Source organism: Noviherbaspirillum sp. (assembly GCF_035254865.1).
Taxonomy (GTDB): domain Bacteria; phylum Pseudomonadota; class Gammaproteobacteria; order Burkholderiales; family Burkholderiaceae_D; genus Noviherbaspirillum.
The window spans coordinates 1-20920 of the sequence record NZ_DATFAF010000069.1; the positions used below are offsets into that span (position 1 = coordinate 1).

Here is a 20920-nt window from a genome sequence, read left to right on the forward strand (position 1 = left end):
TGCGAAGCCATCGAGCGCGAACCGCGCGGATGCGCGACCTCGTCGATCACGCGCTGCAGACTCTTGCCCGGCACCAGATCGAGCGTCAGCGTCGCTTCGCCGTGCACGGCGATCGCATCGCGCAGATGCGACGACAGCGCATAGACCAGACTGCCCTCGATGCCGCTTGCGCTGATGACGAATTCACCCTGGCGCGTGCGCATTTGCCCATCCGCGCCGACCACGCTCGCGACCACCGACTTCACCGGCTCGCCGGCAAAGCGCGTGCGGAAATGCTCGCTCCACGGTGCATCGAAACCGCAATTGGCCGGTTGCAGCGGCTTGACCGTTACATCCTGCGCCATGAGCAAGGGCACCCACGCGCCATCGGAGCCGAGACGCGCCCAGCTTGCGCCGCCAAGCGCGAGCAATACCGCATCGGCATGCACGCGTTGCTCGCCGTCGGGCGTCGCGAAGCGCAGATTGCCGTCCGCAGGCTTGCCCTCCCAACCTTGCCAGCGATGCCGCATATGAAAGCGCACGCCGGCTTCACGCAGGCGATGCAGCCACGCACGCAGTAGCGGCGCGGCCTTCATGTCGGTCGGGAAGACACGGCCCGAAGTGCCGACGAAGGTATCGATGCCGAGCCCGTGAATCCATGCGCGCAGCGCCTGCGGGCCGAAGGCGTCGAGCAGCGGCGCCATCTGTTCACGCCGCGCACCGTAACGGCCGAGGAAGGACTCGATCGGCTCGGAATGCGTGATGTTCATGCCACCCTTGCCCGCCAACAGGAATTTGCGTCCGACCGATGGCATGGCGTCGAAGACCTCGACCTGCAAATTGCGCCCGCTCAGTACCTCGGCCGCCATCAGGCCGGCCGGGCCGCCGCCGATGATGACTACGCTTTTTATGGGATTGCTTTTCGTGTGCATGGACGACATTATCCGGGGTTTCGGCGTGACCATCACAAGGAAACGGCGCAGAAGATGCCGCAATTCCGCACGATGGTATTCTTGCAATTTTTTGCGATTCGCTTGTGGCATCCATTTGCCGGCGGCACTGCCCAACAAGAAATGACATCAGGGAGAAAGAATGGCCGAGGCCACGATTGAAGGACGTGCGGCCTCGCAGCCGCTGCGCTTACAGGATGATGAGCCGCCTCAGCGCACCGCTGCGGTGGCGGTGGGCGTGAAACCGGCCGCACCGGCCGAACAGGATTTCAGCGCTCCGCAGCGCTTCGAGTTCACCGGCACCGGCTCCGAATATTTCCGCATCTGGGTGGTGAACCTGCTGCTGAGCATCCTGACGCTTGGTGTCTATTCCGCCTGGGCCAAGGTAAGGCGGCTGCAATACTTCTATCGCAATACCCGCGTCGCCGGCGCGATTTTCGATTATCACGGCGATCCGAAGGCGATCCTCAAGGGGCGCATCCTGGCACTCGTGCTGATCGCCGCTTACCAGATTTCTTTCGACATCTCGGTCGTGGCTGCCGTCATCGTCGCGCTCATCCTGGCCGGCATCACACCGTGGCTGCTGGCGCGCGCATTCCGCTTCAAGATGGCTAACTCAAGTTATCGCGGCCTGCGATTCCATTTCCGCGGCACGGTCGGCGAGGCGTACCGGATGCTGATCCTGTTCCCGGTCGTGCTCGCATTCATCGGCTTGTTCATCTGGAGCATTGTGGTGTCCTACTCGCACAATCCCGGAATCGGCGTGATTCTGCTGACGACACTGCTGCCGCTCATCGCACTCGGCGTCACGGTGCCGCTGGCGCACTACTGCCTGAAGCGCTATCAGCACGACAATGCCGATTATGGGCGCACGCCGTTTTACTTCCATGCGCGCGCGTCTGCATTTTTCAAAGTCTACGGCAAGGCGGTCGGCTTCTTCTTTCTCGGCGCGATTCCGGCAGCGGTGTTCGGCTTCCTGACCGCCGGCCTGTTCGCGTTTCTGCAGAAGACGATTTTCGGCTGGCTGTTCGCGCTGGTGTATGGCCTGCTGAACGCATACGCTTTCTACCTGTTCGTGCGGCCTTATCTCGAAAGCCGCATCCAGAACCTGGTCTGGAACAACACCGAACTCGGCATGCACCGCTTCGAAAGCGCCGCCAGAGCGCGCTCCCTGTTGTGGATACATGCATCGAACCTGGCCTTGATCACGCTGACCTGCGGCTTGTACAAGCCCTTCGCCGCCGTGCGGCTGGCGAAGTACCGCGTCGAAAGCATGACCCTGGTGCCGTCCGGCGATCTGGACGAATTCCTGGCCGACCATTGCAACGACCACGCCGGCGCGATCGGACAGGAAGCCGGCGACTTGTTCGATATCGATATCGCCCTATGATTACCGCAACCTATTTTGACGGTCAAAGCGCGCGCTCCCAGGCGGTGACCCTGCTGATCCACAAACGCATCGTCGCCATCGACGGCGACGGCGTGCGGCGCAGCTACCGGCTGTCCAGGCTGGACGTATCGGAGCGGCTGGACCATGCACCGCGCATCCTGCGCCTGCCGGGCGGCGGATTCATCCACAGCAGCGATCCGGGCCTCGACCGGCTGCTTCGCAAGAACGGCTATCGCGAACCCCGCGTGGTGCGTTGGCAGATGCAGTGGCCGCGGTCCTTGCTCGCGCTCGTGTCGCTGCTGGCCGTACTGATCGCCGGCTATCAATGGGGTCTGCCATGGGCGGCGGACACGCTCGCGCAGCAGTTGCCGGAAGCAGTCTGGCAACGCATCGGCGACGAGCAGCTGACGATGATCGACCGCGGCTTCATGGAGCCGTCGCGTCTTGCGCCAGAGGAGCAGGAACGGCTGCGGCAGCTGTTCGCGCAACTGAAGCAGCCGCGCGGCGAGAAGACCGCATACCGGCTCGAATTCCGTCGCAGCAAGATGAGCCCGAATGCCTTCGCATTGCCCAATGGCGTGATCATCATGACCGATGAGATGGTGACGTTCGCGCACAACGACCATGCGGTGCTGGGCGTACTCGGCCATGAACTCGGCCATGTGCAGCGCCGGCACTCGCTGCGGCACATGATGCAGACGGCGGGCATGGGCGTCGTCATTCATCTGCTGATCGGCGACGTCTCCAGCGTGCTGGCGGCCGCGCCGGCCTTCCTGCTGGACCAGAAGTATTCACGCGACTTCGAGCGCGAGGCGGACGGCTATGCGATTGACATGATGCGCGAGAATCACATTCCGCTGTCACCAATGGCGGACCTGTTCGAGAAGTTGGGTGCCGCGCATGCACACGATCATGGGGCGGATGAAGTGCCGAAGCGGCGAGGTCAGAGCAAGACACGGCGCGACAGGCCGCTGGACTATCTCAGCTCGCACCCGAGCGACGAGGAACGGATCGGCCGGCTTCGCGCGGCGGATGGTAAGTAACTACGGCATCACTGGCTTGATGAACAACGGGTTGCGTGTGAAGCTAACGGCAGCGAACAAGAAGCGGGGTTAGGTCTTGGTACCTTGTATCTGCTTGATTGCAAGACCTGGCCCTGTTCTCTTGCATGCGGCAATGATAGCTGGGATTGCATCCCAGCCTACCGCGCTCTCTGGCCCTACAGTCTTGCCGATGGCCGATAGCCCGATCCGATCGAGGCCGACATTGTTACTGATTTGTGGATCGGTGGGCGCAATATACGAGATCTTGCAATCACGGTGCTGCTTGAATGCAAGACCTGACCCGTTCTTTCTTCCGAGGAATGTAAAGATTTGCGTGCTAGTGGCAGTTAGCAACGATATTCACAAAGTTAACAAAGTTTGCACTTGTGTTAGTTCCGGATGCATTTGACAAAGTACAGGTTTGGCCACTCGGATTCGTAGAAACTGTAACGTTGTAGCTCTCATCTCCTGCCACCTGCAGCGCATATGTTTTCGGAAAAATAAACAAGCCATTAGCATTAGCAGTCACGGAATCCCCACCGTTGTTAAGGAACGTAACGAAGTTTCCCTGCGCCAGACCTGAAACGGTTACGCCAAGGCTGTAGTTTAAAAATGCATGCGCTGCAGGCGTGCAGGTAACCGAAACGTTAGCGACGTTCTCACCAACTTGATTGACTGTCCCCGTGCCGTTTGCAACGGCACAACTCGCACCGGTCGGTTGGGTATATAAGGTGACATTGTATGTTCCCCTAGCTTGAACCTTTCTGCTGAAGACAAAGCTACCGTTCGTATTAACGTTGATTGTCTCGGTGTTGTTATTCACTAATAAGACGGTAATACCGGATGGTAAGCCGGAAACTGTGCCGCCTATCGTTGCGTCTGTCGGTGACGAACTTCCTCCACACCCAGCAATGGGCAAAACGCCAACCACACAAAATAACATTGCAGCTAAATTTGAACGCTTCATGGAATATTGCCTTATAAATTTACAGGTAGCACATACTAAGTGAGTGCAGTAGGCTGCCAAATTTCTTGCCTGAGGCCCTGCATCGATGCCACACATTGAAGAGTGCGGTAGCTGATCAAAAAATACCGCTACCGCACCGATCTTCAATTAACTAGTTATAAAGAATTCCAGCAACGATAGCCGGTATGGCCGAGTTTATCGTTGGCTGGGAACGACAAGATCAGGTCTTGCGATCACACTTCCGCTCGAATGCAAGACCCAGTTTTTCTGGTTACGCTTCTTACTTGTGGTCGCGGTTCGGCTACGCTCCCAAAGGTGTCGTCGCTCCGTCAGCCTGCTCTTTGTTCTCGGAACGATTGTTTGAAGCGCGGAGAGCTTTAGACGCAGCTCGTGCAATCTTCTTTCTTGCGTCGTCCGCTTTATCACCTTCAAAAACATCACGCTTGATTACCTCGTTCAAAAGAACAGTTTTAATCTGCTCAATGTCAATGCGGACGTCAGGCGACACGCGCCGAAGTTCACGACGAATGACTTCCAGAACCGGATCGGTTTGCAGCATCGCTCCGACGAAGAATCGCGACAATGCCTGCTTTTGCGTGTGATATTCGCCGAGAACAGAGCGCTGCCATCCTTCTTTACACCAGAGGTAGAGCAATTCGATATCGTGTTCCGAACGGGGGTTCAGAGCCAGAAAATCGATATCAACGACAAGCTCTTGATCAATTGGTTTTGCAAAAACCAAATGATAGATACGCCAAACTATGCCGTTTGTTAGGAGCACCCAATCCACGCCTTGGTTTGCTGCATAGTCGACCGCCTGCTTAACATGCTGCTCCTTCAGATCGAGTCCAATCGCCTTCACTTCGATCAGCGTTTGCAAGACTCCATCGATCTTGGTCGCTAAATCGCAGTATGTTCCGCGGATCGAGAACTCGGAGGTGACTTCAGAGTATTTGTCGTAGCCAAACACTTCTGCGAGCATGTCTTTGATAATTGTGACCGTATCGGCTTCACCTACATCTCGCGCCTTTGCCGCCGCAAGAATTGGTTGGAACCGTTTAATACCTGAAGCCAGTCGTTCTGCCACTTTTTTCGGTAACGATGCCATGTTCCCCCCCTCAATGTTGGTGAGATGAATTGAGTCACAAGGATTGCAGAAACAAGAATGGGGTCTTGATATAGCGCAGCTGCTTGATTGCAAGGCGTGCCCCCCCATTTTTCCAAGCCTCTACGAAAAGAGTTCATCCGCAGCGTCAGAGTCTTACAATTACACATCTGGTTGGTTGAAAGATATGACGCCGTTGCCTGCTTTCCTAGTAGTGATTGGTTATGCTGCCAATGTTGACATTGCTTTGGCCTGCGTGGCTCCGCCTTTTGCGATGACTTCTTCCATCTGCTCCACCAATGCCAGCATTTCCTTGACTAGGACTGCATCGAATTCCGTCTCCCTGTCTTCCTCATGTGTCCCCTTGTTGAGGTAGTTCCACTCTTCCGCGTGCGTTTTCTCACGGCCGAGCATTTGACCGAGCAACGGAAGAACTTCCTGGAACACTTGGACTTCCTTTTTCGAGAGATACTCGTGCAGTCCATTCGCAAGAGCCATCAGGTCCGGGCCTGCTCCTGGCGCGCGTAATCCAAGTTTAAGCTGCACGTTGTGACCTTTGGCCGCGATCTTCTTCCACAGGCGATTGAGTATTTCCTCGAATGACCTGCGCACTTGGCCTATGCTGTCCCTGATGCGTCCTTCGTCGAATTGGCGCTGCGCCACGACCAGATAACTTCGCGGGGAGTCCAGCTTCACCAAAATCTTCTTAGGTTCGGTGGGAACCAAGAAATCGATTCGATTCACCAAATTTGGATGATCCTTCTTCGAGACAAAATTCTCCAACCGCTTTACAAAATCCTCGCCATGAGTCGTGATGATGAGCTGTCGGCGGCTGATCTCTTCGTTACCCAGCACAATCTCTATGATTCCCGTCCGGTGCTCATCGTCGATGGAGTTGACCACGTCGTCAAAGATGAGGAAGGGAAGGTCGTCTCGAACGATCTTGGCAAGCAAAATCGCGAGGCCGAGGCAGCGAATGTGCCCTTCACTGAGAACCTGGAGAGCGTCCAGCTTCTTCCCCTTCTCGAACTCAATTTCAATTTTCTTTCCTGTCGCAGTAGGAAGCGATAAGCCGACCAGCCAGTCTGAATAGTGATCGTGCTTGTTGATCGCATTGTAGAACTCCATTGTCTTCTCGTTGAGATTCGCCGCCAGTGCCAACGGAAGGCAGGCGTTGTACGCCAGCAGTTTCTCTCGGAAACGTCCGTACGCTGATAGGTACTTCATATTCCGCTCGACGATTGGCTTCTCCGCTTCCGCTTCCTTGATAAGAGCGGCGTTTTCTTCATTGAACTTGGCAATTGCCTTCGTTGCGGTGTCCTTGCTATCGGCCACCGATTTCGCGGAGGCGCTTATGGCCGCGATCTCTTCGAGATCTTTCGTCAGCAATAGCGCCCTCGACTGGAGAGCCTTGATTTCTGCTTTTGACTGTTCAATTGAGGAGTTGAAAGCTACGACCGTCTCCTTGAGGGCACGAAGCAATGCTGCCTGGGAAGTGAGAAAAATGACGAACTCCTCAAGTGACTTGGCATCAGTCACCTTGCCTGCAGCTTCGTACAACGCTCCAATCTTTTGTTCATCTGGAAATGAGACGGCTTTCGCCAAGTCCGGAAGTCGCTCGATTCTCCCGTTCAGCGATACCCATCCCGCATCGAGTTCTTCTTTAATCTTGGCAATGCGCGCCTCCTTCTTCATTGCTTCGTCGAATTGTTTTACCTTGTTCTCGGCGTTCGCATAGGGATCCACCGGGACCGCAAGCGCACCGCCTATGTGGATGGGAGACTCGCAGGCCGGGCAATTGTCGGCGTATCGCACCTTGTTTGCGATGATAGCCACGTACAGATCCCGCAACGACAGTTGATCCTTATATCCAGCTAAAAACTGCTTTGCAGTAGTACGTTCCTTAAGAAGTTCGGATAGCTTTTGCCCGCCCAATACGATCAGATCTACGCCGGGATCCGCGACTGTCCTTAGAGTAGCTCGTTTTGCGATATCGGAATTGGTCTTGGCGAGAATACCCTCCGTCTCACCCGCTCCAGAAATGTGGACCTTCAAATCTACTAGTGTCTTGATTTGGTCGTACTTCTTCAGCAGAACCTCGGTCCTTTCGATGACCTCCTTTTCCTTGGCAGGAAGTAGTTCAAGTATCTGCTTATGTCCGGCAGTCTGCTTCTCCTTGTCTTTAAGGAGCTTGATTTTCTGTCCAACGCAGTCGAGGTAGTTCTCAAAATTATCGTTGAATTGTGTCGCGAAGCCGTTGAACTCGTCGAGGCCGAAAAGCGACGCCAATCGAGTTTGTTGGGCAGAAGTCGTATTGGCCGCGACGCGCGCGAATCCATCGATACGGTTCTTTTCTATGAAGCAGAACTCATAGGCTGTCGGATCTGCCTCAACGTCTACTTCTTTTCCGTCCGCGCCGATCCCTTTCAGAACGGGACGATCAGACAAGCCAGTGATTGAGTTCCTGATGTATGAAGCAACGTCAATACGCTTGTTGTCCGCTTCATGGATTGAGCCAAGTAGACAGTACTCGAACGCTTCACATAGACTGGATTTTCCAGTGCCGTTCGGACCATAGGCGAACGTAAACTTCTTGATTAAGCTAAAGGAGTGGTTGTCGGAAAATCCTCGGAAGTTCCCCACGGTGATCTGAGAGAGTCTTGATACCGTCCCCGCTACGTGGCCCGTCCCTTCTTCTCCGAGATCGAAGTCTTCTGCCGCCCCATCACCTGCGTTCTGAATCAGCTTCGCGACCAGTTTTCCTCGCTGCCCCTTCGCAGTTCCCACTGCCGAGATCTCTTCGAAGTTCTTGAGGATCAGTCCCGAGAGCTTTTTTTCGAACTGGGACATGCTGCCCAATTCCTTGGATAGGAACCTCTTGAACTCAGTGAGTGCTTTCGACATGTCCGCTACCTAGTTTAGTTGCCTTCTGCTCAAGTCGGAGCCAAGTCTTGCAATCACATGTCTCCTTGATTTAAGGCTTTTTTCCAGTATTCTTTTCGCTACGAAATTTAACGCTTATTTGGCATCTCAGGCCATCTCGCCAATATGGGAAGACTTTGTCTTACGCGACAACAAACAAAAAAGGGTGCGCAATGCGCACCCTTTTTTCATTTTCTGATTTTGTTCACCCCACCTTCGGCAACCGATCCAACGCCGCCTTGATCGCTTCTTCCGGATACGCAAAGTCCTGCAGCTTCCCGCTGAAGTAAGCGTCATACGCGCCCATATCAAAGTGCCCGTGACCGGAGAGGTTGATGAACAGCGTCTTCGCTTCTCCACTCTCCTTGCAGCGCAGCGCCTCATCGATACACGCCGCAATCGCGTGGCTCGATTCCGGTGCGGGGATGATGCCTTCGGAACGTGCAAAGCGCACACCAGCATCGAAGGTCGCAAGCTGCGGCACGGCGACGGCTTCGAGCAACTTCTCGTGATAGAGCTGCGACACCAGCGCGGAGTCGCCGTGGTAGCGCAGGCCGCCTGCGTGAATCCCCGGCGGCATGAAGTCGTGGCCGAGGGTATACATCAGGGTCATCGGCGTGAGCTTGGCGGTGTCGCCGTAGTCGTAGGCGTAGTGGCCGCGCGTGAGCGTCGGGCAGGAGGTCGGTTCGACGGCGACCAGGCGCACGTTCTTGCCGGCGGCCTTGTCGGCGAAGAAGGGGAAGGCTGCGCCACCGAAGTTGGAGCCGCCACCGCAGGGGGCGAAGATCATGTCGGGGTAGTCGCCGGCGAGATCGAACTGCTTCTTGGCTTCGAGGCCGATCACGGTCTGGTGCAGCAGCACGTGGTTGAGCACGGAGCCGAGCGCGTAGTTGGTGTCGGCGCGCGAGGCGGCTTCTTCCACCGCTTCGGAGATGGCGAGGCCGAGCGAGCCCTGGTTGTCGGGATTCTCCGCGAGCGCAGCACGGCCGGTGTTGGTCTGCTCCGACGGGCTGGCGAAGACTTCGGCGCCCCAGGTCTGCATCATGGAGCGGCGGTAGGGTTTCTGGAAGTAGCTGACCTTGACCATGTAGACGCGCACTTCGAGGCCGAACATCTGGCCGGCGAGCGCCATCGAGCTGCCCCACTGGCCGGCGCCGGTTTCGGTGGCGATGCGCTTGATGCCGGCTTCCGCGTTGTAGTAGGCCTGCGCGACGGAGGTGTTGACCTTGTGCGAGCCGGCGGGCGAGACGCCTTCGAACTTGTAGTAGATCTTGCAGGGCGTACCGAGCGCGGCTTCGAGGCGATGCGCGCGGAACAGCGGCGTGGGACGCCAGAGCTGGTAGATTTCGCGCACCTTCTCGGGGATCTTGATCCAGCGTTCCGCCGAGACTTCCTGCTCGATCAGGCTCATCGGGAAGATCGCGGCCAGCGCATCGGGCGTCAGCGGCTTGCCGTCCGGGCCGAGCGGCGGCGCGGGCGGGTTGGGCATGTCGGCCACGATGTTGTACCAATGGGTCGGGATTTCGGATTCGGGGAGCAGGAATTTGGTTTGTGACATGGTGTGGTCCTATCGTGTGGCAAGCGGTTCAATCAATACTCGCGGGCTCCTTCCCCCTCTTAGGGGGAAGGGTGGGATGGGGGTGCACGGGTTGAACCTACACCATCAATTGCTCAACCTCATCACCCCCACCCTAGCCCTCCCCCCTCGAAGGGGGAGGGAACCTGCTGCTTGTTTTTCTTATGTCTGCTGCTGCGACTTACGCCTTCGCCAGCGCCTGATCCAGATCGGCGATCAGGTCGTCGATATGCTCGATGCCGATCGACAGGCGCAGCATGTCTTCCGACACGCCGGCCTTGGCGAGTTCTTCCGGATTGAGCTGGCGGTGCGTGGTCGATGCCGGGTGCGTGGCGAGCGACTTGGCGTCGCCGATGTTGACCAGGCGCGTGAACAGTTGCAGCGCGTCGAGCACGCGTGCGCCGGCTGCGCGCGGGTCGGCCTTGTCCACGCCCTTGAGGCCGAAGGACAGGATGCCGGAGGCGCGGCCGCCCATGTATTTCTTCACCAGCGCATGGTCCGGATGGTCGGCGAGGCCGGCGTAGTTGACCCAGCCCACCTTCGGATGATTCTTGAGGAAGCTGGCGACGGCTTGCGAGTTTTCGCAGATGCGGTCCATGCGCAGCGCGAGGGTCTCGATGCCTTGCAGGATGAGGAAGGCGTTCATCGGCGAGATCGCCGCGCCCATGTTGCGCAGCGGGACGACGCGCGCGCGGCCGATGTAGGCTGCCTCGCCGAGCGCTTCGGTATACACCACGCCGTGGTAGGAGACGTCCGGTTCGTTGAGGCGCTTGAAGCGCTCCTTGTGCTTCGCCCAGGGGAACTTGCCGCTGTCGACGATGGCGCCGCCGATGCTGTTGCCGTGGCCGCCGAGGTATTTGGTGAGTGCATGCACGACGATGTCGGCGCCGTATTCGAACGGACGGCACAGGTAGGGGCTGGGCACGGTGTTGTCGACGATGAGCGGGATGCCGTGCGCGTGCGCGATGTCGGCCAGCTTGGCGATGTCGGTGACGTTGCCGAGCGGGTTGCCGATCGATTCGCAGAAGATGGCCTTGGTGCGGCTGTCGATCAGCGGCGCGAAGCTTTCCGGCTTGCGCGCGTCGGCGAAGCGCACCTCGATGCCCATCTGCGGCATGGTGTGCGCGAACAGGTTGTAGGTGCCGCCGTACAGCGTGCCGGCGGAAATGATGTTGTCGCCGGCTTCGGTGATGGTCTGGATGGAGTACGTGACCGCGGCCATGCCGGAGGCCACCGCCAGCGCGCCGACGCCGCCTTCGAGCGCGGCGATGCGCTTTTCCAGCACGTCCTGCGTCGGGTTCATGATGCGGGTATAGATGTTGCCAGCGACCTTGAGGTCGAACAGGTCGGCGCCGTGCTGCGCGTTGTCGAAGGAATAGGCGACGGTCTGGTAGATCGGCACCGCGGCCGACTTGGTGGTCGGTTCGGGCGTGTAGCCGGCGTGGACTGCGAGTGTCTCAAGTTTCATTGTTTTCCTTTGCTTTCAAAAAATACGATCCATGCGCTGCGGCGCGGGTGTTGCATTGCCTGCCTGCATCGAGTCGCAGATGCTCGGCAGCAATCACCCTGCCTCGCGCCCATTCAATACGGGAAAGAAGCCAGCTGCTCGGGTCTTTCTCTCGGCGAATTGCTCCCTGCGGCGATGGCGATATCCGACGCTTGCCATCGCGTGCCCACCGATCAGTGTCGGCCCCTGCAAGCGCAGGACAAGCGTGGCGATCATGACGGCTTGCCTGCTGTCAACGGGTATGCGGACGCGGTCAAAGCAGCTCCTGAAGAATAACATTTTCCCTTTGTGAAAACCTCGCAATGCGGCGGTTTTTGCCGTTGCGGCAGGCGCCTGTAGGACAAACTCCGTATTTCATTGCCGCCAGCCGTTCCGCGAGGCGAAGCATCATTGCTCTTCACTGGACAACTGCTACTGGCCAGCGTGCTGGGCATGTGCGCACTCATTACGGGTGGACATATCGTGAGAGTCTTGACCCAACTTTTGGCCGATGATGCGCCGCGTTCCCTGCTGGAACACCGCGGATGGGTTGCCATCGTGCCGACATTTGGCGACTATCACTGCCCATCCTCGAAAAGCTCATTCCTTCGGCAATGTTCCATAGACCTTGTCGGCGTCGCTCTGTCGATCTGCCTGGCCGGTCCGAAGGTCACGATAGACCGCCGCCCGCATCAGTAGCATCGATACGACCGGCGCGGTCATGATGACGAACATTGCGATGATTGCCTCGTGCATCACCAGACGCGACCGCAGTACGGTGAAGTAAAGCATGGATGCGAGCAGGACGCCTGCGGTGCCGAGCGTCATGGTCACGGCAGGACCGTGAATGCGCTGGTAAAAGCTCGGAAGTCGCATCAGACCGAACGCGCCGATCAGGATAAAACTTCCACCCACTACCAGCATCAGCGTGATCGCCAGCGCCGCCCAGGTCGAGATGTTTTCGATTTCGTTCATTCGATGATTTCCCCGCGCATCAGAAACTTGGCCAGCGCAATGGTCGAGACGAAACCGATCAATGAAATCAGCATCGCCGCCTCGAAATAGATCTGGCTGCCGAAGTGAATGCCCAATACCACGGCCAGCAGCATGCAGCACATCCAAAGCGTGTCCAATGCCAGGACGCGGTCATGCGCAGCCGGACCGATGAGCAGGCGTACCGTGCAAAACAGCATGGCCAGGACCACGCACGACGCTGCGTATCCGATTGCCAATTGCAGCAGAATTTCCATCGAGCTTTCTCCTATTTAAAGATGTCGATCAGCGGCTTTTCGTAGTGTGCCTTGATGGTGTCGATCCACCACTGCTCATCGTGCAGGTCGAAGACATGCAGCACGAGTTCGTATTTTTCCGGCAGGATTTCCACCCACACCGTTCCCGGCGTCATGTTGATCAGGCATGAGAGCAGTGCGAGACCATACGGATTCTTCAGGTCAAGCGGAATGCGGATGAACTGGGAATTCAATCCCGCCGGTCGGGCGAAAAGGATGATGCGACTGACATTGATACAGGAGCGCACGATTTCCATCCCGGCCATGGATAACAGGCGGAGCAGCAGGATGGGCTTTGCCACCCTGGGAAACCCGATCGGATGGAAAAAGGGCCGTGTCAGCAAAGGCACACCGATGGCAAGTATTGTCCCCAGCAGAAGCGTCGCGGGGTCCATGCTTTGTTGAAGCAGCAGCCAAAGCAGCAGCAGAATGCCCGACACAAGCGGGGATGGCAGCCAGCGTTTCATGGCGCATCTCCCCTGCCCTGCAGGCCGGGCACGGCGGGTTCGGACAGTACGCGCTCGATGTACTGCCGCGGCCGGTGAAGATCGTCGGCCGTACGCATCAGGTAGGACATGACGGGCCCGGCCTGGACGGTCAGCAGGAGGCACAGGCCCAGCAGCATGCAGATCGGCGCCACTTCGCTCACTGGCAATCGCGGCTGCGCCACGTTGCCTGCCGCCCAGAAGGTGCGCACCCCGAAGCGCAGCAGCGCAATGATGGCAGCCAATCCGGAGAGCACGATCAGCGCCATCAATGTCCAGGTCTTCGCGGTGACGCCGGAAGCCGGCGGGTTGAGAAGCGCATGGAACAGACTGAACTTTGCGACGAAGCCCGAGAGCGGCGGCAAACCGGTAATCATCAGCGCGCAGGCGGCAAAAGACAGTCCCAGGAAGGCAAGCGCGGCGGGGATGCCTACGCCGACAGGCTCTCCGGGCGCCTCCTCCACGGCGAACGCTTCCATCGTCAGCGCCAGCACCGCCGCGACGGGCGAACGGATGCGTTCGATCAATTCCAGCAGCAGCATGAGAGCGGACAGCGCCAGGGTCGAGCCGAGCAGGTAATACAATCCGGCGCTCACCAGCGACGGCTGACCGTAGCCGATCACCGCCAGCAGAATGCCGGACGAGACGACCGAGCCGTAGCTCGCCAGCCTTGCCGTGACGTCCGTCGCGAGCATGCCGGCCGCACCGAAGACGATGGTCGCCATGCCGCCCCAGAGAAACAGATCCAGCGCGAACCCGGCGGCCGCTCCAGCCTCGCTGGAAAAGGCCAGCAGCCACACCCGCAGGATGACGTACGGTCCGACCTTGGTCATCAGCACCAGCATCGCGGCAACCGGGGGCGACGCCGCGGAATAGGTGGTCGGCAGCCAGAAGCCGAGCGGCCACATGGCACTCTTGACCAGGAACGCGATCGCCAGTATCGCCACGCCGGTTTTCAGCAGCGGCAAGTGCTGGGCGTCGGCGCCGGGCAGCCGCGCGGCGAGGTCGGCCATGTTCAGCGTGCCGATACTCGCATAGATGAGCGCAACGCCGATCAGGAACAGAAGCGAGGCCGCCAGGTTGACCGCAATGTACTGGATCCCGGCGCGCAGGCGCGCGACATTGTAGCCATGCAGCAGCAGTCCGTAGGACGCGGCCAGCATGACCTCGAAGAAGACGAACAGGTTGAACAGGTCATGCGTCAGGAAGGCGCCATTCATGCCCATCAGCAGGAACTGGAACAAGGAATGGAAGTGCACGCCGATACGGCTCCAGCGCTGCGCCGAGTACAGCAGCGCACATCCTGCGATCACCGACGTCAGCAGCAGCATCATGGCCGCCAGGCGGTCGGCGACGAGCGCAATGCCGAACGGCGCAACCCAGTTGGCGGCGAGATAGACGCCGACGCCCTGCGGCCAGTACCCGCTGTCCGCCATGCCGAGCAACCGGACTGCGACTGCAAACTGGCATAGCACCGAAATCATGTTGACCGCGAATTTCAGCCGGTGGCGGCTTTCCTTGAACGGCACCAGCAACGCGCCGCACAACAGCGGCAGCAGCACCGGCACCAGGATCAGGTGTTGACTCCAGGCGAGCTTCATTGGTCCGGCTCCTCGCCGTCCACATGGTCGGTGCCGGTCGCGCCGCGTGTGCCGATCATCAGGACAAGATACAGCGCCGTGGTCGCAAAGCCGATCACAATGGCAGTCAGCACCAGCGCTTGCGGTAGCGGATCGGCGACTGTCGACGGATCGGGCAAGGTCTTGCCGAGGGTCAGAGGAGGCCGGTCTATCCAGACTCGCCCGACGATGAAGATGAACAGGTTGACCGCGTACGACATCAGCAACAATCCGGTCAGCACCTGAAACGTCCGTGGACGCAGGATCAGCCAGACGCCCGCTCCGAACACGATGCCGATGGCAAGTGCGATGATGAGTTCCATCAGAGCGTCTCCCTCATGGCGGCAAGCTGCGGCGATGCCGGCGCGTCCGCCGATGCGCGTCGGCTGCGCAACGATTGATGGGCCAGCGCCAGCAGGATCAGCATGGTGGTGCCCACCACCACCATGAACACGCCGAGGTCGAAAAAGAAGGCGCTGGGGACATGGATTTCGCCGAGCAGCGGCAGGTGCAAATGGGCCGTGTGACTGGTCAGGAACGGATAGCCGAACAGCCACGCCCCCACTCCGGTCATCAGCGCGACAATCAGCCCGTAGGCGATCCAGCGGTGCGGCCGCAGGCCGAGGCGCGACTCCACCCAATGCGTGCCTCCCAGCATGTACTGCGTAATGACCGCTACCGCGAAGATCAGCCCGGCGACAAAGCCGCCGCCCGGCAGGTTGTGCCCCCGCAGAAAGAAATAGCCCGCCATCATCACCATGAACGGCATCAGGAAGCGCAGGTAGACGCCGGGCACCATCAGGTAACCTTGGTTGGCCTGTTCGGCCGGCGTCTGCCGCACGGCGGGGTCGACATCATTGGCCTGCTGAACGGGAATGGCAATACTTTCCGGCGCGGGCCGAAAACGGCGCAGCAACGCATACACGGTCAATGCCACGATGGAGAGCACGGTCACTTCTCCCATGGTGTCGAAACCGCGGAAATCGACCAGAAGAACATTGACCGCGTTGCTGCCTCCGCCGCCGGACAAGGCGTGCAACAGGAAGAAGTCGCCGATGCTGTCCGGCGTGGGCTGCGTCAGCATTGCATAGGTGAGAGCTGCCATGCCGATTCCGCTTGCCACCGCTACCACCATGTCGCGCGTGCGCCGCAACCAGACGCTGCGTGGTACCGTGAGGTTCAGTTCGTAGGGCGAGATGCGTGGCGGCAGCCAGCGCAGGCCGAGCAGGATCAGCACCGTCGTCACGGTTTCCACCATCAATTGGGTCAATGCCAGGTCCGGCGCCGACAGCCAGAGAAAGGTCAGGCTGGTCACGATGCCGGTGCCGCCTACCAGGATCAGCGCAGCGAGGCGGTGGTACTTGGCCTGCCAGGCGGCCGTGACCGCGCAGGCACAACCGATCAGCCATGTTGCGGCAAACAGCGGGTCGACATCCGAGAGCAATGCCTCGCCGAACGCTGGCAGGGGCTGCACAAGCAACAGCGGCGCGGCAATCAGCACGACCATCATCAGCAGCAATTGCGGCTGCAGGCGCTTGCTGCCAAACCATTTCACCACCCAGGCGGCGGCCATCCCCAGGCGCAGGATCGTCGTTTCGTAGGCCTGCGCGCCGCTGAATCTTTCCAGCACCGGGGCATCGCTCCTGGTGGCAAGCGCATAGCGCTTGCGCAGCAGGATATAGAACAGGACGCCGCCCGTGAGTGCGATGATGCTCTTGAGCAGCGCAATGTTGAAACCATGCCAGACCTGCAGGCTAAACGCCGGCAGATGCTCGCCAAGAACCGACGCAACCCCCGTGCGCAGAAACGGTTCGACAATCGGTCCCGGGGCGACGCCCACCAGCACGCAGAGCAATACCAGCAGCTCGACCGGGAACCGCATCCATCGTGGCGGTTCGTGCGGTACTTTCGGCAAGGCCACGACCGGTTTGCCGAAGAACACGCTGATGAATCGCAGGGAATACGCGACGCTGAAAATGCCCATTGCCACCGCCGCCATCGACATCGACCAGTCTTCATTTCCGCCGACCAGCGCGGTTTCGGAAAAGAACATTTCCTTGGAAAGAAAACCGTTGAGCAGGGGCACTCCTGCCATTGCCGCACTGGCGACGATGGCCAGCGTGCCGGTGTAGGGCAGATGGCGGAACAGACCGCGCAGCAGGCGCATGTCGCGCGTCCCGGTTTCATGGTCGATGATGCCCGCGGCCATGAACAAAGATGATTTGAAGGTCGCGTGGTTCAACGTATGAAACAGCGCGGCAACCAGCGCCAGCGGCGTGCCGAGCCCCAGCAATACCGTGATCAGGCCCAGATGGCTAATGGTCGAGTACGCCAGCAATCCTTTCAGGTCGTGCTGGAAAATCGCCGCGAATGCGCCGATCAGCATGGTGCAGACGCCGGCCCCGGCGATCAGCCAAACCCATTCCGGGGTGCCGGACAGGACCGGCCACAGACGCATCAGCAGGAATACGCCCGCCTTGACCATGGTGGCCGAATGCAGATAGGCCGACACAGGCGTGGGCGCTGCCATCGCATGCGGGAGCCAGAAATGAAAAGGGAACTGTGCGCTCTTGGTCAATGCGCCAAGCGCAACAAGCACGAGCATTGCCCGATACCACGGATGCGCGCGCACGATATCTCCTGCCGACAGCACTACGTCGAGGTCGTAGCTGCCGACGACGTGTCCCAGCATCAATACACCGCTCAACAGGCACAGCCCGCCGGCAGCGGTCACCATGAATGCCATGCGTGCACCGCGCCGGGCATCCGCGCGATGATGCCAGTAGCCGATCAGCAAGAACGATGTCAGGCTGGTCATTTCCCAGAAAATCACCAGTTGCACCAGATTGCCGGAAAGCACGACGCCGAGCATCGAGCCCATGAAGGCGAGCAGGAAGGCGAAGAAGCGCGGCACCGAGTCTTCGGGCGACATGTAGTAACGCGCGTACAGCGTCACCAGCAAGCCGATGAAGAGCACCAGCATGACGAACAGCCACACCAGGCCGTCCATGCGCAGCGAAAAATCCACGCCGAGCATCGGCAACCATTCGGTGCGATAGTGCACGACTTCGCCGCTGCTGATCGCCGGATAAAAATACCCCGCCATCAGCAGGCCGAATACTGAAACCAGGCCAGCCAGCGCTGCCTGCCGGTTGCGGGTATCGGCAGGCAGAAAGGCCGCGACACCGCTTGCCGCGAATGGAAACAGGATGAGTGTCAGCAAGAATCCGTTCATCAGCAGATACCCGCTTGCACGACATGGAATCCTGGACAGATAGGCACTTGCCGTAAATGATTCGTCAGAGATCGGTTGTCATCGGGCTTCATCATGCTCGCTGAAATGGAAAATCGGAATGGCGGAATGCGCCAGCGTCTGTTCTGAACAGTTTCCGGGTTGCCTTATTACAGGCACTAATCGTTCACGCGCTGAGTGTGATTGTATCGTCCTAACGTCAGACTTGCGGCAGGCGACGGACATTGCGCGCGCCGCTCACCGGACATGCAGCACGCTTCGCCCGCATCCCGTTCTTTCAGGCAGGACCGTATCAGCATGACGGCGTGCAAACGGCCGCTCAATGCGTGCAAGCGGCCGGTGATTCTGTTGCCAGGGAATTTTTATTAGCCGGCTTCTGCGGATTCGGGTTGATGAACAACGTCAACAACCCGGATAAGCAGGCGCTCTCCGGTCGGTCCCGGCCATTCGATGCTGCTGCCAACGGACAGGCCGAGCAGCGCACTCCCAACCGGCGAGAGCACGGAAATCGTGGAAGCATCGGTGGCCTGGCGCGGATAAACCAGCCTGCGGCAGAATTCCTCCCCTCGGGGACCGAGGGTGAAGCGTACGATGGAATCCATGGTGACAACCGTGCCGGGCAGCTCATGCGGCTCCACTACCTCGGCGCGTTGCAATTCGTCCAGAAGTTCCTCTGCCGCATCCGATAGTGGCGGCATCGCTTCGATCAAGGATTCCAGGCGATCGATATCGGCTGTGGTGACGATAATGTCTGGTTTCATGTCATACCTTTCAAAACTGAATACATGGTGTTTCAATGTGTTCCTGGTGCCGATCACGCGGCTGGGGGCGTGGCCGACGTCTCCTCGGAGTGCGAAGTCGTAATCAGCAGGTCGCAATCGCTGTAATCGATGAGGCGCTGCGTGACGCTTCCAAGAAACAGATCGACAAAGCGGGACTTTCCATGCTTTCCGACCGCAATCAGATCGGCACTTGTTTCCTCGGCATGCGCATAAATGACCGGCGTCGGCACCCCATGCTCGGCCGTGCGATGGATCCACTGCCTCCTTGGCCCAAGACTATTGATAAAACTGTTCAATCTTGCCCTTGCTGCTTCCTCGGCGCGGGTACGGTAGGTATCCATGCTGTCGGAGGCCACGCCATGTGCGGTCATCATCTCGATCTCGGCGACGCGAAACGCATGCAGAAATGTGAATTGTGCTGTCGGCGCTACCGCCAGCGCCAATCGCGCCGCTTGCATCGACTCGGCCGAAAAATCGACCGCCACGAGAACCTTCCTGTATGCCGCCGTCGGTTCACGGTTGATCAGCAAGACCGGCCGATCGCTCAGGCGAATCAATTCGTGGTTCCTGAGTCGTGCAACGAGACCGGCAAGGAAGTTTTCCTGTCGGGAGGCAGTCACGGTGAGATCCGCGCCGATCCGATTGGCGCGCTCAACAATCGCGGCAGGCCCGACACCTGAACCTGGCACATGGCTTTGAACAGGTTCGGCATCGCGTCGAAATAGCGCCGGCACTGCGACGGCAGGACCACGCGACGCCGCGTCGCTGGCGACGACATTTGCCGGATCGGCATCTAGAGGAGAATGCAGGTGCCGCTCTGCCTTTCGATTGCAGACGCTCATTACTTCGACGGCATCCGCGTTCAACTCTGCACCGAGCATCGCAGCTCTCGACTCTGCATGACGTCCATACCGGGAGTGGTCGCTTGCGACCAGAATCGTTCTTACACGGCCCATCGTTACCTCCATAAAGATGGCAGATCCAAAAGCAAGGATCCGATCGGCACCACATGCTGAGAGCGCAAGACAATACCCGACGATTGCCAGCGGCAGTCACCGGGAAAAATTCTTCGCCATCAGACGCAGCAATGGCGCCGACGCGGATCGGGAATCATGGAGGGGTGCTCGGCAGGGCAGAGAAAACCGTGAAGGTCTTCCTGAGCCGCTACCGAGCCCAGGAAAGCCGGGCGAGGTCTCGAGTCAGCACCTGTGCACGCCGAACAGGCGCGGCAGGTTCGTGCGAAAGGCCGCACTGAGGATGGACAAAAGCATGGGATGTGCGGGCAGCAAAGCGCCGAGCGATGTCGCCAGTCGCAGGGGCAATGCTGCCGAGCCGCATGTCAGCGAAATGAATGCGGCCGCAGTCGCTTGCCATCCCGTCATTTCCTTTCTTGCTCATATCCACGTGCCGCCTTTCACTGTTCATGGCCGAGAATTCGTGCAGAAAACGCCTCACCGCATCCTGCGCTTTGTTCCACCCGATTCCCCACCCGGAAAACAGCTGCAGACAACCGAGCTGTTTATCATGCACGGCCAATTAACGTGTGATGCCGATACGATTCATTGTGCAAGAACGTACTCGATTGACCGATGCGGTGGAAGCATGCGCGCGCGCATCGACTGCTTATAACGTGCCCATCGGCGTGCCACGGTGTTCCCCGCGCGATCCGCGGCGCGATCGATGGCCACGTACAAATCCGTTGCGACCGTATTGATGATCACTTCCGATATGCCCTGCAAGCGCAAACGGACCTGGCAACGTTTGTCGATCCCGCCACGCGGGCCGTTTTCGTCGATCAGACGCACGCAAACATTGTCCAGATTTGGGAGAAATCGCGACAGCGCGAAATCCAGGCGACGCCGCGCGTACCGATGCAGCGCGGTGGTCAGTTCAAAGCTCTCGGAGCGGATATCAAATTGCATGGCACACCTCCGTTCAAAACTAACGAGCTCAGTCTAACTTCGCGTACCAATAAAGAAAACCTAATTAATACTTATATTGCTTCAGTATTTTCCGAATTGTTGATCGGCAGCCTCATCGAAGGAGGCCAGGCACTGTTTTTCGATTGCAATGC

19 protein-coding genes are annotated in these 20920 nt (G+C 58.8%); 3 read left to right on the forward strand and 16 right to left on the reverse strand.

The genetic code is table 11. The features are described 5' to 3' along the window. A partial coding sequence (locus tag VJ651_RS16040; protein WP_324108409.1) for a TIGR03862 family flavoprotein occupies positions 1 to 920 on the reverse strand: 920 nt, incomplete at its 3' end. A 151-nt stretch (positions 921 to 1071) separates the two neighbouring features. Between VJ651_RS16040 and VJ651_RS16045 the strand changes: the two genes are divergently transcribed. Both VJ651_RS16045 and VJ651_RS16050 read left to right on the forward strand, forming a co-directional pair. Continuing rightward, positions 1072 to 2319: a YjgN family protein gene (locus tag VJ651_RS16045; RefSeq protein WP_324108410.1), complete on the forward strand. Its 1248-nt coding sequence runs from the start codon at positions 1072 to 1074 to the stop codon at positions 2317 to 2319. After that, on the forward strand, positions 2316 to 3362 hold the full coding sequence (locus tag VJ651_RS16050; protein ID WP_324108411.1) for a M48 family metallopeptidase: 1047 nt from the start codon (positions 2316 to 2318) through the stop codon (positions 3360 to 3362). Before VJ651_RS16045 ends, VJ651_RS16050 begins: the two co-directional genes overlap by 4 nt. A 337-nt stretch (positions 3363 to 3699) precedes the next feature. On the opposite strand, the gene VJ651_RS16055 is transcribed toward VJ651_RS16050, so the two are convergent. The 14 genes from VJ651_RS16055 to VJ651_RS16120 form a co-directional block, all read right to left on the reverse strand. Continuing rightward, on the reverse strand, positions 3700 to 4329 hold the full coding sequence (locus VJ651_RS16055) for a DUF4369 domain-containing protein (protein ID WP_324108412.1): 630 nt from the start codon (positions 4327 to 4329) through the stop codon (positions 3700 to 3702). Positions 4330 to 4630: 301 nt separating this feature from the next. Next, entirely contained in the window at positions 4631 to 5437 is an 807-nt protein-coding gene (locus tag VJ651_RS16060) for a restriction endonuclease subunit R (RefSeq protein ID WP_324108413.1), read from the reverse strand. Positions 5438 to 5656: 219 nt separating this feature from the next. After that, a complete protein-coding gene (locus VJ651_RS16065) occupies positions 5657 to 8284 on the reverse strand; it encodes an AAA family ATPase (RefSeq protein ID WP_324108414.1) in 2628 nt (875 codons plus the stop codon). Positions 8285 to 8561: 277 nt separating this feature from the next. Next, the gene (locus tag VJ651_RS16070; protein ID WP_324108415.1) at positions 8562 to 9914 is read right to left on the reverse strand and encodes a TrpB-like pyridoxal phosphate-dependent enzyme; all 1353 of its coding nucleotides are present in this window, start codon (positions 9912 to 9914) and stop codon (positions 8562 to 8564) included. Positions 9915 to 10113: 199 nt separating this feature from the next. Further along, positions 10114 to 11400, reverse strand: a complete 1287-nt coding sequence (locus VJ651_RS16075) for an O-acetylhomoserine aminocarboxypropyltransferase/cysteine synthase family protein (protein WP_324108416.1) — start codon at positions 11398 to 11400, stop codon at positions 10114 to 10116. 93 nt (positions 11401 to 11493) lie between these two features. Beyond that, positions 11494 to 11655 (reverse strand): hypothetical protein, encoded by a 162-nt coding sequence (locus VJ651_RS16080; RefSeq protein WP_324108417.1) that lies wholly within the window; start codon positions 11653 to 11655, stop codon positions 11494 to 11496. A 363-nt stretch (positions 11656 to 12018) separates the two neighbouring features. Next, positions 12019 to 12393, reverse strand: coding sequence for a monovalent cation/H(+) antiporter subunit G (mnhG, locus tag VJ651_RS16085; protein ID WP_324108418.1), 375 nt, complete (start codon positions 12391 to 12393; stop codon positions 12019 to 12021). Continuing rightward, positions 12390 to 12668 carry a K+/H+ antiporter subunit F gene (locus VJ651_RS16090; protein WP_324108419.1) on the reverse strand — a complete coding sequence of 93 codons (279 nt, stop codon included), beginning with the start codon at positions 12666 to 12668 and terminating at the stop codon, positions 12390 to 12392. Before VJ651_RS16090 ends, mnhG begins: the two co-directional genes overlap by 4 nt. Positions 12669 to 12679: 11 nt before the next feature. After that, positions 12680 to 13174 (reverse strand): Na+/H+ antiporter subunit E, encoded by a 495-nt coding sequence (locus VJ651_RS16095; RefSeq protein ID WP_324108420.1) that lies wholly within the window; start codon positions 13172 to 13174, stop codon positions 12680 to 12682. Further along, positions 13171 to 14793 carry a monovalent cation/H+ antiporter subunit D gene (locus tag VJ651_RS16100; RefSeq protein ID WP_324108421.1) on the reverse strand — a complete coding sequence of 541 codons (1623 nt, stop codon included), beginning with the start codon at positions 14791 to 14793 and terminating at the stop codon, positions 13171 to 13173. Before VJ651_RS16100 ends, VJ651_RS16095 begins: the two co-directional genes overlap by 4 nt. Continuing rightward, positions 14790 to 15134, reverse strand: coding sequence for a Na+/H+ antiporter subunit C (locus VJ651_RS16105; RefSeq protein WP_324108422.1), 345 nt, complete (start codon positions 15132 to 15134; stop codon positions 14790 to 14792). Before VJ651_RS16105 ends, VJ651_RS16100 begins: the two co-directional genes overlap by 4 nt. Further along, positions 15134 to 18046, reverse strand: a complete 2913-nt coding sequence (locus VJ651_RS16110) for a monovalent cation/H+ antiporter subunit A (protein ID WP_324108423.1) — start codon at positions 18044 to 18046, stop codon at positions 15134 to 15136. Before VJ651_RS16110 ends, VJ651_RS16105 begins: the two co-directional genes overlap by 1 nt. 383 nt (positions 18047 to 18429) lie before the next feature. Next, complete coding sequence (gene rnk, locus VJ651_RS16115) at positions 18430 to 18825, reverse strand: nucleoside diphosphate kinase regulator (protein WP_324108424.1); 396 nt, start codon at positions 18823 to 18825, stop codon at positions 18430 to 18432. A gap of 53 nt (positions 18826 to 18878) precedes the next feature. Next, complete coding sequence (locus VJ651_RS16120) at positions 18879 to 19802, reverse strand: universal stress protein (protein ID WP_324108425.1); 924 nt, start codon at positions 19800 to 19802, stop codon at positions 18879 to 18881. Between the two features lie 301 nt (positions 19803 to 20103). Here VJ651_RS16120 and VJ651_RS16125 point away from each other — a divergent pair, with 301 nt between their 5' ends. Beyond that, positions 20104 to 20475 carry a hypothetical protein gene (locus VJ651_RS16125; RefSeq protein ID WP_324108426.1) on the forward strand — a complete coding sequence of 124 codons (372 nt, stop codon included), beginning with the start codon at positions 20104 to 20106 and terminating at the stop codon, positions 20473 to 20475. Here VJ651_RS16125 and VJ651_RS23645 read toward each other — a convergent pair. After that, complete coding sequence (locus VJ651_RS23645) at positions 20406 to 20768, reverse strand: HPF/RaiA family ribosome-associated protein (protein WP_414691351.1); 363 nt, start codon at positions 20766 to 20768, stop codon at positions 20406 to 20408. The two genes, VJ651_RS16125 and VJ651_RS23645, sit on opposite strands and share 70 nt — an antisense overlap. Positions 20769 to 20920: the final 152 nt, after the last annotated feature.

Bases quoted from the DNA above. Each gene is read 5' to 3' on its own strand.
- VJ651_RS16045 (WP_324108410.1), top strand. From the start codon at position 1,072: ATGGCCGAGGCCACGATTGAAGGACGTGCGGCCTCGCAGCCGCTGCGC.
- VJ651_RS16050 (WP_324108411.1), top strand. From the start codon at position 2,316: ATGATTACCGCAACCTATTTTGACGGTCAAAGCGCGCGCTCCCAGGCG.
- VJ651_RS16055 (WP_324108412.1), bottom strand. From the start codon at position 4,329: ATGAAGCGTTCAAATTTAGCTGCAATGTTATTTTGTGTGGTTGGCGTT.
- VJ651_RS16060 (WP_324108413.1), bottom strand. From the start codon at position 5,437: ATGGCATCGTTACCGAAAAAAGTGGCAGAACGACTGGCTTCAGGTATT.
- VJ651_RS16065 (WP_324108414.1), bottom strand. From the start codon at position 8,284: ATGTCCCAGTTCGAAAAAAAGCTCTCGGGACTGATCCTCAAGAACTTC.
- VJ651_RS16070 (WP_324108415.1), bottom strand. From the start codon at position 9,914: ATGTCACAAACCAAATTCCTGCTCCCCGAATCCGAAATCCCGACCCAT.
- VJ651_RS16075 (WP_324108416.1), bottom strand. From the start codon at position 11,400: ATGAAACTTGAGACACTCGCAGTCCACGCCGGCTACACGCCCGAACCG.
- VJ651_RS16080 (WP_324108417.1), bottom strand. From the start codon at position 11,655: ATGATCGCCACGCTTGTCCTGCGCTTGCAGGGGCCGACACTGATCGGT.
- mnhG (WP_324108418.1), bottom strand. From the start codon at position 12,393: ATGAACGAAATCGAAAACATCTCGACCTGGGCGGCGCTGGCGATCACG.
- VJ651_RS16090 (WP_324108419.1), bottom strand. From the start codon at position 12,668: ATGGAAATTCTGCTGCAATTGGCAATCGGATACGCAGCGTCGTGCGTG.
- VJ651_RS16095 (WP_324108420.1), bottom strand. From the start codon at position 13,174: ATGAAACGCTGGCTGCCATCCCCGCTTGTGTCGGGCATTCTGCTGCTG.
- VJ651_RS16100 (WP_324108421.1), bottom strand. From the start codon at position 14,793: ATGAAGCTCGCCTGGAGTCAACACCTGATCCTGGTGCCGGTGCTGCTG.
- VJ651_RS16105 (WP_324108422.1), bottom strand. From the start codon at position 15,134: ATGGAACTCATCATCGCACTTGCCATCGGCATCGTGTTCGGAGCGGGC.
- VJ651_RS16110 (WP_324108423.1), bottom strand. From the start codon at position 18,046: ATGAACGGATTCTTGCTGACACTCATCCTGTTTCCATTCGCGGCAAGC.
- rnk (WP_324108424.1), bottom strand. From the start codon at position 18,825: ATGAAACCAGACATTATCGTCACCACAGCCGATATCGATCGCCTGGAA.
- VJ651_RS16120 (WP_324108425.1), bottom strand. From the start codon at position 19,802: ATGGGCCGTGTAAGAACGATTCTGGTCGCAAGCGACCACTCCCGGTAT.
- VJ651_RS16125 (WP_324108426.1), top strand. From the start codon at position 20,104: ATGGACAAAAGCATGGGATGTGCGGGCAGCAAAGCGCCGAGCGATGTC.
- VJ651_RS23645 (WP_414691351.1), bottom strand. From the start codon at position 20,768: ATGCAATTTGATATCCGCTCCGAGAGCTTTGAACTGACCACCGCGCTG.